The organism is Acinetobacter sp. NyZ410 (assembly GCF_022828975.1).
Classification (GTDB): Bacteria; Pseudomonadota; Gammaproteobacteria; order Pseudomonadales; family Moraxellaceae; genus Acinetobacter; species Acinetobacter guillouiae.
This window is the reverse complement of record NZ_CP094620.1, coordinates 208,867-222,036: the sequence shown is the minus strand read 5'-3', so window position 1 is coordinate 222,036 and position 13,170 is coordinate 208,867. Positions and strand designations below refer to the sequence as shown.

13 protein-coding genes are annotated in these 13,170 nt (G+C 39.4%); 6 read left to right on the top strand and 7 right to left on the bottom strand.

The window, feature by feature from the left end; all coding sequences use genetic code 11:
- Positions 1 to 9 precede the first annotated feature (9 nt).
- Entirely contained in the window at positions 10 to 885 is an 876-nt protein-coding gene (locus MTO68_RS01005; protein WP_239046646.1) for a pirin family protein, read from the bottom strand.
- A 277-nt stretch (positions 886 to 1,162) separates the two neighbouring features.
- Here MTO68_RS01005 and ycaC point away from each other — a divergent pair, with 277 nt between their 5' ends.
- Together ycaC and MTO68_RS00995 are read left to right on the top strand one after the other, a co-directional pair.
- Positions 1,163 to 1,789 (top strand): isochorismate family cysteine hydrolase YcaC, encoded by a 627-nt coding sequence (ycaC, locus tag MTO68_RS01000; RefSeq protein ID WP_004818434.1) that lies wholly within the window; start codon positions 1,163 to 1,165, stop codon positions 1,787 to 1,789.
- Positions 1,790 to 1,920: 131 nt separating this feature from the next.
- Positions 1,921 to 2,844 (top strand): LysR substrate-binding domain-containing protein, encoded by a 924-nt coding sequence (locus MTO68_RS00995; protein ID WP_034611312.1) that lies wholly within the window; start codon positions 1,921 to 1,923, stop codon positions 2,842 to 2,844.
- 68 nt (positions 2,845 to 2,912) lie between these two features.
- Here MTO68_RS00995 and ahpC read toward each other — a convergent pair whose 3' ends face one another.
- Positions 2,913 to 3,476 carry an alkyl hydroperoxide reductase subunit C gene (ahpC, locus tag MTO68_RS00990; RefSeq protein ID WP_004718560.1) on the bottom strand — a complete coding sequence of 188 codons (564 nt, stop codon included), beginning with the start codon at positions 3,474 to 3,476 and terminating at the stop codon, positions 2,913 to 2,915.
- Between the two features lie 220 nt (positions 3,477 to 3,696).
- Here ahpC and MTO68_RS00985 point away from each other — a divergent pair, with 220 nt between their 5' ends.
- Positions 3,697 to 4,032 carry a hypothetical protein gene (locus tag MTO68_RS00985; protein WP_239046649.1) on the top strand — a complete coding sequence of 112 codons (336 nt, stop codon included), beginning with the start codon at positions 3,697 to 3,699 and terminating at the stop codon, positions 4,030 to 4,032.
- Between the two features lie 33 nt (positions 4,033 to 4,065).
- Here MTO68_RS00985 and MTO68_RS00980 read toward each other — a convergent pair whose 3' ends face one another.
- Positions 4,066 to 4,701: a TetR/AcrR family transcriptional regulator gene (locus MTO68_RS00980; protein ID WP_244014677.1), complete on the bottom strand. Its 636-nt coding sequence runs from the start codon at positions 4,699 to 4,701 to the stop codon at positions 4,066 to 4,068.
- Positions 4,702 to 4,832: 131 nt separating this feature from the next.
- Between MTO68_RS00980 and MTO68_RS00975 the strand changes: the two genes are divergently transcribed.
- Positions 4,833 to 5,297: a hotdog fold domain-containing protein gene (locus MTO68_RS00975; protein WP_244014675.1), complete on the top strand. Its 465-nt coding sequence runs from the start codon at positions 4,833 to 4,835 to the stop codon at positions 5,295 to 5,297.
- Positions 5,298 to 5,380: 83 nt separating this feature from the next.
- On the opposite strand, the gene ssb is transcribed toward MTO68_RS00975, so the two are convergent.
- The 3 genes from ssb to MTO68_RS00960 form a co-directional block, all read right to left on the bottom strand.
- Complete coding sequence (gene ssb / locus MTO68_RS00970) at positions 5,381 to 5,989, bottom strand: single-stranded DNA-binding protein (protein WP_004718569.1); 609 nt, start codon at positions 5,987 to 5,989, stop codon at positions 5,381 to 5,383.
- 51 nt (positions 5,990 to 6,040) lie between these two features.
- Positions 6,041 to 7,405 (bottom strand): MFS transporter, encoded by a 1,365-nt coding sequence (locus MTO68_RS00965; RefSeq protein ID WP_016539108.1) that lies wholly within the window; start codon positions 7,403 to 7,405, stop codon positions 6,041 to 6,043.
- A gap of 139 nt (positions 7,406 to 7,544) precedes the next feature.
- Complete coding sequence (locus MTO68_RS00960; RefSeq protein ID WP_171066888.1) at positions 7,545 to 8,627, bottom strand: DUF475 domain-containing protein; 1,083 nt, start codon at positions 8,625 to 8,627, stop codon at positions 7,545 to 7,547.
- A 234-nt stretch (positions 8,628 to 8,861) separates the two neighbouring features.
- Between MTO68_RS00960 and tenA the strand changes: the two genes are divergently transcribed.
- A complete protein-coding gene (tenA, locus tag MTO68_RS00955; RefSeq protein WP_004818427.1) occupies positions 8,862 to 9,533 on the top strand; it encodes a thiaminase II in 672 nt (223 codons plus the stop codon).
- A 154-nt stretch (positions 9,534 to 9,687) separates the two neighbouring features.
- On the opposite strand, the gene MTO68_RS00950 is transcribed toward tenA, so the two are convergent.
- Positions 9,688 to 11,517 carry a choice-of-anchor I family protein gene (locus MTO68_RS00950; RefSeq protein WP_244014673.1) on the bottom strand — a complete coding sequence of 610 codons (1,830 nt, stop codon included), beginning with the start codon at positions 11,515 to 11,517 and terminating at the stop codon, positions 9,688 to 9,690.
- A gap of 201 nt (positions 11,518 to 11,718) precedes the next feature.
- Between MTO68_RS00950 and mdtD the strand changes: the two genes are divergently transcribed.
- Complete coding sequence (mdtD, locus tag MTO68_RS00945; RefSeq protein WP_004818423.1) at positions 11,719 to 13,110, top strand: multidrug transporter subunit MdtD; 1,392 nt, start codon at positions 11,719 to 11,721, stop codon at positions 13,108 to 13,110.
- The last annotated feature ends 60 nt before the right edge of the window (positions 13,111 to 13,170 follow it).

Sequence of the window (13,170 nt, the reverse complement as noted above, 5' to 3'; positions counted from 1 at the left end):
CAACATCAACTAAGCTTCCGCTACAATTTCACCAAATTTGCCATTATTGAAATCGTTAAACGCTTGCACGATTTCTTCTTTGCTATTCATTACAAATGGACCATAGCCTTGGATTGGCTCATTCAGTGGTTTACCTGTAAGGACCAAAAACTTAGCATCTTGCACCGCTTCAAGTTGAATTGCTGCATCTCCATCTTTTTCAAACATGACAATCGAGCTATCAAGTACCTTTTGTGTACCATTGAGTAGCATTTCACCTTCGAGTACAACCACCAAAGTATTGTGGTCAACTGGCACATGAATAATTTGCTCATAACCTGCTTTAAGCTGACCATCCCAAACATTGACTGGGCTAAAGGTTGAAGCAGCGCCTTGTTGTTCAGCGTATTTCCCAGCAACCACACGTAAGTGGCCTGCATCGTCATCAAAATGAATCACAGGAATATCTTGCGCAGAAATTGCTTGATACTTAGGTTGGGTCATTTTATCGGCCGCAGGTAAATTCACCCAAAGCTGAACCATTTCAAAGATTCCACCTTTTTCAGTGAATTCATGTGAATGGAATTCTTCATGAACCAAGCCTGCGCCCGCAGTCATCCACTGCACATCACCTGTTTTAATGGTTCCACCGCCACCATGGGAGTCTTTATGGGTAACTTCACCTTGATAGGCGAGTGTCACTGTTTCAAAACCACGATGTGGATGTGAACCTACACCGTGCTGTTCATGGCTAGGTGCAAATGTATAAGGCGCTGCATAATCCAATAATAAAAAAGGACTAATCGCTTGACCTAAACGATCATAAGAAAACAAGTTTTTTACAGGAAAGCCATCACCGACCCAATGCATATTTTGATTGCGGTATACACCAATAATTCTTTTCATCTCAATACTCCTATCTCTAGGCTTTAATATGAATCCATTTTAGGTTTTTTAAAGTGATCAATACAGCAATCTACCAATACGCTGAATCCCAAATATAGGATATTCAATAGCGACGGCACAGCGTAGTTTTTAATCAATCATCTTATTTATGAGATTATTAATCTCAGTTTATAGGCTTAATTATCATCATTAAGCCACGTAACATGAAATCCATGCAAAATAATTTGTTTTGTATTTAAGCACAATTTAAATTTTAGTGACTTCAAGGATATAAAAAATGGGAAAACCTTACGTTCGTTTAAACAAAGATGATGCTGCGGTATTGTTAGTCGATCATCAAACTGGATTACTCTCTTTAGTCCGCGACATTGACCCAGATAAGTTTAAAAACAATGTTCTGGCACTGGCTGCGGCGGCTCAATATTTTAACCTTCCCACCATTCTGACCACCAGTTTTGAAGATGGCCCCAATGGTCCACTGGTACCTGAGTTAAAAGCGCTTTTTCCAGATGCGCCTTATATCGCTCGCCCTGGTCAAATCAACGCTTGGGACAATGAAGACTTTGTCAAAGCGGTAAAAGCAACAGGTAAAAAACAACTGATTATTGCGGGTGTTGTCACCGAGGTTTGTGTTGCCTTTCCTGCACTTTCTGCCCTTGAAGAAGACTTTGAGGTCTTTGTGATCACCGATGCTTCTGGAACATTTAACCCGCTGACACGTGACTCAGCTTGGGACCGTATGAGCAATGCAGGTGCACAATTAATGACTTGGTTTGGTGCTTCTTGTGAGCTACATCGCGATTGGCGTAATGATATTGAAGGTTTAGGTACGCTATTTGGTAACCATATCCCTGACTATCGTAATCTGATCAACAGCTACACGCAAAACACTTCTCAAAAATAAGACAATCGTTGTCGCTAGGAATGTAAGTCTTTGCATTCCTAGCTTTTGTTTGTGCATTTTATTTGTACAAATTTTAAAATATTTTCCTATTAATGATACTATTTTATCATCACTACACCTGAGATGAAGCTGTGCACTCTTTTGATGATTACTATTATTTCTATCTGGTGGTAAAACATGGTGGATTTAGTGCTGCGAGTGAAGCCAGTAATATCACCAAGTCTAAGCTGAGCCGACGTATTCTGGATTTAGAAGCCAAATTTAATGTGACTTTGATTCAACGCTCAACACGGCATTTTAAAGTCACACCACTAGGACAAGAATTCTTTGAGGAATGTGCAAAGATTATTGAACAGGCGGATAATGCTCAGAATGTCTTATTAAAACAAGAAATTGAATTACAGGGACTAATTAAAATTAGTTGCCCACCCGTCATGATGGAACATCAAATTCGACCAATTCTAAATCAGTTTTTAAAAAAATATCCCAAAGTTCGGGTTGAATTGGCACTCACCAGTCGACGTATCGATGTGCTGCATGATGATATTGATTTGGCCATTCGTACTAACTTTTCAAGCAATGAAGACTCCAGCATTATCGTTAGAGATGTGATTAAAACCACGCACTGCTTAGTGATTAGTCCTGAACTTTTAGGCGATCGTGAAATTCAACATGTCACAGAACTTTGTGAATTTCCAACCATTGTATTAGGTACAGATAAACAGCACTATCATTGGCATTTACATCATATTCAGCAACGTGAAGAAATTGATATTCCGTTACAGCCTCGGGTCAAAAGTAATGACTTAATGGGTGCGTATTATGCGGTACTCGATGGCTTAGGTATTGCTGATCTTCCCTATTTAACGGTAGAACGAGACATTGCTTCAGGGCGTTTAATCCATCTGTTACCAGAGTGGTGTTCCAATATCGGTGTTGTACAGTTGGTTTACGCATCACGCAAAGGTCAACGCTTAGTCATGGAAAAATTAATTGAAGATTTAGTTGAAGGTATTCGTGCCTATGCACCTAAACACGATGGTTATATTTTATAAAGCCAAGCGAACAATAAAAAAACCAGAAGTTAAACTTCTGGTTTTTCAATTCTAATCCTAGGCAATGATTAGATTTTACCGATCAAATCAATTGAAGGTGCAAGTGTTGCATCGCCTTCTTTCCATTTTGCAGGACATACTTCACCTGGGTGTGCGTGCACATATTGTGCTGCTTTCACTTTACGCAGTAATTCTTGTGCATCACGTCCAATGCCACCAGCATTGATTTCAATAATTTGAATTTTACCTTCAGGATCAATCACGAAAGTGCCACGATCTGCAAGGCCTTCGGCTTCAATCAACACTTCAAAGTTTTTTGCCAAAGCCCAAGTTGGATCACCCACCATTGGATATTGGATCTTTTTGATTTCATCTGAGTTGTCATGCCATGCTTTATGGGTAAAGTGTGTATCGGTAGAAACTGAGTAAATTTCTACGCCCATTTTTTGGAATTCAGCATAGTTATCTGCTAGATCGCCTAACTCTGTTGGGCAGACAAAAGTAAAATCAGCAGGATAAAAAAATACCACAGACCATTTACCCAAGAAGTCTTTTTCAGACACTTCGATAAATTCACCATTTTTATATGCAGTTGCGTTAAATGCTTTAACTTCAGTATTTATCAAACTCATTTGGTCTTCCTTCAATTGGTTTCAGGGATTGCTTATCTGTGAAATCACTATACGAAAAATTATTAAATCGGTAAAACTGGAGTTTTTAATAAAAATAATCGGTTTTATAGATTTATTTTTCCAATCTGTTGGCTTGGTTTAATCGAAAATATTATTTCAAACTTTGCTTGACCTTTCACCGTTTACTCTATAGATTTTCTTTTTGAGTGGACTTTAAAAAATGACGTTCTCAATTCTTTTGGAGCAATTCCAAAACCTTCCTTTTGGTACAGACGCTTTTAAACAACTGAAAATAAACTGTGAATCTCAAATTGCTCATTCTGAGTCTGATTTTGAGAAAACGGCGATTTTTATAATTTATGGTTTTGCCAAAAACTATGTTTTACTCTATGAAGATCAAGCCATTACTGCTGAATTTGCGGCAAAAGCAAAAAACCAATTGCTAGGCTATATGCAGCAACTGGACACAGCAATTCAGACTCAAGATCGCGCAACAATTCTTAATCACTTAGATCAAGTCACAGCACACTATATGCAAAGCTCACGAATTTTTTAATCATAGCATCCATGATTTAACAAGCTTGGTTATTCAGCCTTGTTGTTGCTGATATACGCTTTCTAAACTGCACCAAGCCGCATGTGCCAATGCTGCTTGGTAAACTTTTGGCGTGGCTTTCACTTTACCTGACAACCATGCCCGACAATAACTTTCTGTCGATCCAACCATAAATGACAATAATAATTCATGGGGAATGTTCTTGATCACCCCATAATCGGGTTGCTGTTTCATCCAAGCCAATAAGTGCTGATTACGTAAATGATTCTGCTGTTTTAGCTGATCCCGCTGAGTACTTTTAGAAATACTAAAATTGGCAGTATATAAAAATCTGGCGAAATCAGGATAATCCATGACCCAGTCTATATAGCTTGCTGTCATCACTTGAATACCCTGCTGTAGACTTTGTGCAGACAATAAGGCTTGATCACGGCGCTCTGCTTGGTCTTCTATGGCTAAAATATACAGGGCGGCCACTAAACCTTCTTTATTTTTAAAATGGTGATAAATCGCTCCCACACTGGTTTGCGCACGTTCACGGATCATTTCTATTGTTGTCGTTTCAATCCCATATTCTAAAAAACAGGCTAATGCTTCCCTTAAAATCACACGTTTTAATTCTGCACGACGTCCACTATAACGACGTTCCAACAAACTTTGATTATTCATGTACAGCCTTTGATTTTATTTAAGCATTTTCTATATGACATTTTACGCGATTCAAATCGTCTGTCGAGCCAATAACAGAATTTAATTCTGTATTAGAATAATATTCTGTAAACTAAATAAGGAATACAACAATGAGCCAAACCCTAAAGCTGTGGAATAGATTTAAAAATAAGCCTGCTGGCAAATGGACATTTTCAAAATTATTATGCTTAAAAGCGCCTTATTTCAGCAGTATCTCACCTGTTTTTGAACGACTCGAAACGAATTATGCTGAAATTAAAATCAAAAAACATCGTGCAGTACTCAATCATATTGGTACAGTCCATGCAATTGCCATGTGCAATATGGCTGAACTTGCTGGTGGAACCATGACCGATGTAACCGTACCTTCCACGCACCGTTGGATTCCTAAAGGGATGACAGTTGAATATCTAAAGAAGGCTGAAACTGATTTAATTGCGATTGCCACACCTGTTGAAAATAATTTTCAGTGGAATCAAGGTAGTGATTATTTGGTCAATGTGGAGGTTAAAGACACGCACAATGATCTGGTATTTAAAGCTGTGATTACCATGTGGGTTTCAGAAAAAAAGTGATTGTCTAAAAACAAATCATGAAGTTCATAAAAAACCCTTTGTTTTCACAAAGGGTTTTGATAAAGCTTGACCGTTTTTATCAATTAAAACGGTAAGTCATCATCCAAATCCGCAGGGGCAGCAGTAGGTGCTGATGGTGCAGCTGCAGGTTTAGGCGATTGAAAACCTTGGTTTACATTGTTTCCGCCATTGCCATAGCCACCTTGTGGATTGGCATTGCCGTAACCACCGCCTTGATTACCTTGATTCGCATAACCACCACCGCCTTGGTTGTTGTTAAAACCGCCTTGCTGGTTGTTATTGAAACGTGGTTGGTTATAACCACCATTGTCAGCAGCAGCGCCTTCACCTTGTTGACGGTTGTTATCAAGCATCTGCATTTGTTCGCCACGAATTTCAGTGGTATAGCGCTCTTGACCATTTTGATCCGTCCACTGACGGGTACGTAAAGAACCTTCAATATAAACTTTTGAACCTTTACGTAAATACTGCTGTGCAATCTCACCTAAACGGTTGTGCAATACAATACGATGCCATTCCGTTTGTTCTTTTCTTTCACCGGAATTTTTGTCTGTCCAAGATTCACTTGTCGCAATTGAAAATTGAGTGAGAGAACCCCCATTTGGGAAAGTTTTAGTCTCAGGATCACGACCTAAAGTACCAACTAAAATAACTTTATTTACACCACGCATTAGATGTTATCTTCCTATTCGATTCTATGTTTTACTTTATAAGAGTTATGTTTAAATGGCTACCTCTTTCCCAAACAACTGCGTTAAATGTTGTCGCGCAGCATCATCAATTTGCTGTTTATCAACCTTTATATACGCAACTTGCTGGTCAGACATAACCACAACTTCCTCAATACCACGAATTGACAACAACTGAGAAGTCCAATTATCGGTTTGTTTATCCTCAGGCAATCGTAATACGATTGATGTTAAATATCGTGGTTGAGCTAGCCCAAAACTAATGAGCAACCAAAGTATAGCAATAGCTGATAAGACACTCCAACCCATTGTTGTATTATTGAGCAAAATTAATTGCCCACCAAGTGTCCCACCAAAAAAAGCCCCTAAAAATTGAGCACTTGCATTAACACCCATCGCTGTTGCTTTGGATTGAATCGGCGCTGCTTTAGACAACCATGAAGGGAGTAATGCTTCCATGACATTAAAGGCAATAAAGAACAATCCAAGGCCTAACAACAAGATATATTTGGATTCATAACCAAAAATCAGAACGACTAATCCCGCGATAATTCCCGCAATTGCCGTTAGAAAAATGCTGCGCATTTTACGGTATTTTTCAGCCAGAATAATGCTCGGAAATGCAAAGAACAGACTAATGACCAACAAAGGCAAGTAAACAATGCCATGTTGCGCCAAAGGGATCCCAGCGAAATTGATCAATTGAGAAGGCACATAAACAAACATTGCAGTAAGCAATAAGTGCAGCGCAAAAACTGAAACATGCAGACGATTCAAATCGCCCATTTTTAAGACCTGTTTGAGCTGATGCAGATAACCTTGTTTAAAGTTTTTATGATGACGGGTGGTTTTAGGCACCATAAACAACATGAGAATTGCCAATAATCCCATAATTGTTGTTACCCAGAATAGCCCTGAAATCCCCACCAAACTGGTGAGCCAAGGCCCTAAACTAAAAGCCACAACAAAGGACAATCCGATACTCATGCCCATCACAGCCATGGCTTTGGTCCGATTCTCTTCACGGGTGACATCCGCCAACAAAGCCATAACAACCGCAGATACAGCGCCAGCGCCAGCAATCGCACGGCCAATAATGACCCCATAAATGGTTTCAGACATTGCTGCAACAGCACCGCCCAAAGCAAACAGCAGTAAGCCAAAAACAATTAAAGGTTTACGGCTAAAACGATCTGCCCATAAGCTAAAAGGAATTTGCAGAAGTGCTTGGCTGAGGCCATAGACACCGACCGCTAAACCGATCAAAGCAGGTGTGGCATACTGATAAGACTGACCAACCACCGCAAACACAGGGATAATCATGAACAACCCCAACATGCGTAAAGCAAAAATACTACTTAATGCAAAGGTCGAGCGGCGTTCTAAAGGATTCATCATATCTACTGGCTTATCAAAACTGGCGAGCTAATTATCAAACACATCATCGCATATTGTGGCAACTTTGTGGAAACATTGAGCATAAAAAAGAGCACTGTTAAAGTGCTCTTGTATTGTAATCTCTTTTCTTAAAAAAGGATTAACTCTGTTGTTCAATTCGCTTGTTATATTGAATCGATGCAATCACTGCCCAAACAATAAAGGCAACACCAATCAAACCCGTTACCACCTCAGGTACATGTAAACCTGTACCACTTGCAATCATGATAAATGCCAAAGCACCAATGGCATAATGCGCACCATGCTCAAGGTAGATATAGGCATCAAGTGTACCTTTATCGACCAAGTAAATTGTCATTGAACGAACAAACATCGCACCAATAGCCAAACCAAGCATAATGATGACAACATCAGAGGTAATCGCAAATGCGCCGATCACGCCATCAAAACTAAACGATGCATCTAAGACTTCTAGGTAAATAAAGCCACCAATACCCGCTTTGATCACACCTGTAGGTGCACCATTGGCATCATGACCCACAGCATTGCCGTCTTCATCTACTTCTGGCTCGCCACCCAGTAAATGACTGAGTACTTGTACACCGATATAAATCACGATGCCCCAGATACCTGCCATTGTGACCACAAGGCGTTTCGCTTCATCTACATTTGCAGCCATAATCAGCAATGCAACTAAAGCAAGGAATACCGACATTGCTGGTACATTGGCTAAGTTGGCTAAACGCTTTTCAATCCATTTAAACCAATGGGTATCTTTGCCTTCATCCAAGAAAAAGTTTAAAAATACCAATAACAAGAATGAACCACCAAAAGCGGCAATTTCAGCATGATGTGCCAATAATTTTTCTGAGTATTGAATTGGATCATTTAATGCCATTTTCACAACATCAAACATCCCCATATCCGCTGTGACTGCAACAATCACAACAGGAAATACCAGTCGCATACCAAATACAGCAATCAAAATACCAACAGTTAAAAAGATCATTTTCCAGAAATGATCCCAATTACGCAGTACAGATGCATTTACAACAGCATTGTCAAAAGATAGAGACACTTCCATCACAGCAAGAATTGCCGTAATAGTCAGTGCAGATAGCATGGCTTGCACGCCTGCATTTGGACCATGGGTAAAGCCCCAATATGCAGAGATTGCCAAACACACGATCGTAAAAAATATTGAGAAACCAAAATGTTTCATCATGGGAATTCGACCTACGGAGAATAGTTTTTGAATCAGAAAACTGAAATAAAAATCGCGTTTTTAATGCGCACATTATGACGACTTTTTCACATTTATCCAAAGTTCTTTGTCATATTTTTATGCAAATACAGCCGAATTTTCTGCATTCAAATACCTAAAGCAATTTAGAGTTGTTATAGTCTTGCAAACTGAAATCATTTTATAACTTGAATCATTGCATAGGAAAATGACATGTCTTTTTCTCAAGACGTATGGCAACGTAATCTTGCTTTATATAACAAAACTTTAGCGCTTCCATTTAACCAAGAACTTGCGACAGGCTCATTAAACAAGGAAGCTTTTTGTCATTATGTGATTCAGGATGCGCATTATCTGGTGGCTTATGGTCGTGCATTGGCTGTCTGTGGTGCAAAAGCATTTGATGCTGACGATATCATCCAATTTACCCAAGGTGCGAAAGAAGCGATTGTGGTTGAACGTAGCCTACACGATGGATTTATGAAAGATTTTGGGATTAGCAAAGCTGACTTTGAGAATACCCCGCTTACCCTTGCCTGCCATCACTACACTGCTTTTTTAACTGCGACGGCTTGGTCTGAAAGCTATCCTGTGGTTTTGGCTTCGTTACTGCCTTGCTTCTGGATTTATGCAGAAGTTGGAAAAGATATTGTGAGTAAATCTATTGCCAATAATCCATATCAAGCATGGATCGATACCTATTCAGGTGAAGAGTTTAACGAAGCAGTTAAAAATGTTTTAGCGACGATTGACCGTATTGCAGAACATTGCGATGCAGATACCCTTGAGAAAATGCATAAGGCTTATACCAAAGGCGCTGAATTAGAATGGTTGTTCTGGGATAGCGCTTATCATCAAAGACAGTGGTTGGGCTTAGATCAGTAATACAATTTTATTGAAAATTACCAATGTATATAAAGATGAATAATTAAGCTACTTCATGTATTACATCTACAACTATCCCTCATAAAACTGAGGGATAGTCTCAATAAAAAAGAGTGCCAAAGCACTCTTTTCTCGCAATAGAATAATTAAAACGCTATTTTAAATTAATCTGATAAATTGCTGTACTGCCACTGACTTCATTGCCCACAATCAACATAGGTTTTGAATTTGGTGAATCTTTGGCAGAGACAAACGTCAGTCCTTCAGGACCTAAATCACCTTTCTCAATCAGAATCTGCTTGCCATCCTTGTTTAAGATTGGCTGACCTTTAGCATCTTTATAAACCTGATCCTGTTTAAAGGTACGATTATTAAAATACTGTATAAAAACAGGCTTTTGTGGATTACTAATATCATAAACCATAATCCCACTTTGGCGCTCTAAGCCGATAAAGGCAAAGGTTTTTTTACCAATTGTACCCAGCGCTAAACCTTCGGGCTCAGGTCCTTTATTGTCACTTCGGTCATCAAAAGCCGCCGCTTCATGATCACTATTAAAGTAATTTGGAAATAGCTCAGCAACTTTACGCTCAAATTCACTGCCTGAATCCCAAACTAACTTGCCTTGTGCATCCCATATACTGAAAGAACGTGCGCCATAGCTATAAAGTTTACTATAGGTCAATAATCCATTGGCATCCAATTTTGGTGAGCCATCCGTGTTGATTTGATAACCCATATTCCAAGCAATGTTTAAACGTCCTAATTGTGTATCATCACGGCACATGCCCGGATCAGTCGCTGTTGCACCACAATAGGCAAAAACTGTGGCGTCTAGTTTGGCCCCTTTTACACCCGCAACAAGATTGGTCAAATGAGCAGGATAATCGCCTTTATTATTGAAACCTTTGACGTTGAATAAATGCTTCATTCGAATTGCTTCTGCAAAACCTTGACTTTGATCTCCAGCATAATATGCAGTTGAGTCCTTCAACCATTCACGTGAATCACCTTCATTGGCTGTGACTAAATAACTTGCCCCATTGGCTTGATAATGGGCAATTGAATCAGGTTGATACATCCCCACCAAACCCGGCCAAACCTGAATATTAATTTTTCCATCTTTATCACTGACATCTAGCGCATTATTGGCAAGCCCATGATCTTTATAACCTAATGGAAAAATATCTGTCACTTTTTTAGCGACGATATCAATTTTGGCAATGGCATTATTTTCTTGTAAGGTCGCCCAAGCAGTTTTCCCATCATTGCTGATGGTGATGTACTCAGGTTCTAGATCCTGAGCCACTGTCGCTTTAGGACCAAAAATGCGTACACCCGCTTTAATCAAATCGGCTTTTTTATCATTAAACGCTTTAAAATCGGCAAGGCTGGCGGACGGTCGTTGAATATTACTGATATCAATAATGCTGATTGAACCTTCAGGATCAATACTATAGTCATCATTGGGTTCAGCCTCATTTGCCACCAAAACAGTTTTACCATCGGGGCTAAATGTCAGCATATCAGGTAAAGCACCAACTTCGACTGTACTGATCAATTTCAAATCTTTGGCATTAAAAAAAGCCACAATACCCTTATCTGTTTTTTGTTTGGCTTGAACAGCAAGTGCCACAATGCCATTTTTAATCGCAACTGAATTTACTTCAGAATCAGCTAAAGCTTCACGAGCCGAAAGCTCACCAATATGCACAGGTGTTTCGGGTTTAGACACATCTAATACATCAACTAAACCTTTCTTGGCATTGACCACAAATACCCGTTTTGTTGTTGCATCATATGCAGGAATTTCTGCTGCACTTTCAGCAAAAATACCCGTTTCATAACGCCCCAATAAGCTTAAATTAATGCTTTCAGGTGTGATTTCTTCAACCGTTGGCGCTGTTGTTTTATTATCATCATTACATGCCACTAAACCAACAGAAAGCATTGCTAAACACAATGCTGAAACTTTTATGTTCATAAACAGCCCATTTTTTGTTTAATTTGGCTTAATGTATTCATCACGGGTGTAAGTTCCATGACAAGCAGATTACAGTTTTATGGCAATTTCTTGAACATTCAATTGGGTATCGCACCTGATTCAATATAAAGCAACGATTTCATACAGATTTAGCCAGATGATTGTTTTAAAATATTCACAAAATGGGATTATTTAAGTTCTATGACGACTACGCCATCGCACAGTAAACTCCAACCTAAATTCTATTTATTGGTTTTTTTAGTTTCGATCGGCTTTTTCATGCAAGGCTTAGATACCACGATTATCAATACCGCTTTGCCTGCTATGGCAGAAAGCCTGCAAGAAAATCCATTAAAAATGCATGGCATCGTGATTAGCTATGTCTTGGCAGTTGCTGCATGTATTCCTTTAAGTGGTTGGTTGGCAGATCGCTTTGGGGTGCGAAATATTTTCTTTGCAGCGATCGTAATTTTTACCGCTGCCTCATTGGGCTGTGCACTGTCCAATGACTTCAATCTGCTTATTGTATTTCGAGTTATTCAAGGTATCGGTGGCGCATTACTGGTTCCAGTCGGGCGACTCGCCATGTTAAAAATCATCCCTCGTGAGCAGTTTCTTTCTGCAATGAGTTTGATGAGCTTAGCGGGCTTACTCGGTCCATTAATGGGCCCGATCTTAGGGGGGTGGTTAGTCGAATATGCCTCTTGGCACTGGATTTTTCTGATTAATTTACCCATCGGTATTTTAGGCACTTTTGTCACCTTTAAAGCCATGCCCAATGTGGCTGAAGCATCAGTAAAATCCTTTGATTTCAGTGGCTTTATCCTATTGGCAATTGCAATGGTGGGCATGGCTTTAGGGATTGAAAATATTGCCAGCAATGAAATCTCCAGAAGCCTGAGCTTAGGCTTACTTTTCGCTGGGATAATCTCAGCCTTGGTCTATGCCTATCATGCCCATACCCATAAAAATGCATTGTTTCGTAGTCGACTGTTTAAAAATAAAATCTATACCATTGGTGTACTCGGTAATTTCTTTGCGCGCTTTGGTGGGAATGCGGTTCCCTTTATTTTGCCGCTGATGCTCCAAGTTGCATTTAAAATGGAACCTTTTATGACTGGGGTAATGATGACCCCAATTGTACTCGGTTCATTATTTTCTAAACCCATCATTCGCCCGATTCTACAACGTACTGGTTATCGTCCATTTCTACTGGTTAATACCTTATTGATCGGTGCATGTATTGCCAGTTTTGCCTTACATACAGCGGATACCCCGACATGGTTAGGTGTAGTGCATTTCTTTATTTTTGGTGTACTCAACTCATTACAGTTTGTGACCATGAATACCCTTACGCTTAAAGATCTCCCGCAACAGGATGCCAGTAGTGGGAATAGCTTTTTATCGATGATTATGATGTTATCAATGAGTATTGGGATTGCTTTGGCAGGTACTTTACTCAATGCATTTACAGGTTATTTTAGTGAAGCGCATATTACACAAGCATTTCACTATACCCTGATTTGTTTAGGTGCGATTAACATCATTACGGCGTTGATATTCTTTCAAATTCCCAAAGATGCGCAAATTTAAGTGTTGCAATTTTTATTCAGCCATCGTTTTTTAGAACCAAAGCACGTTAAACTGATCCAT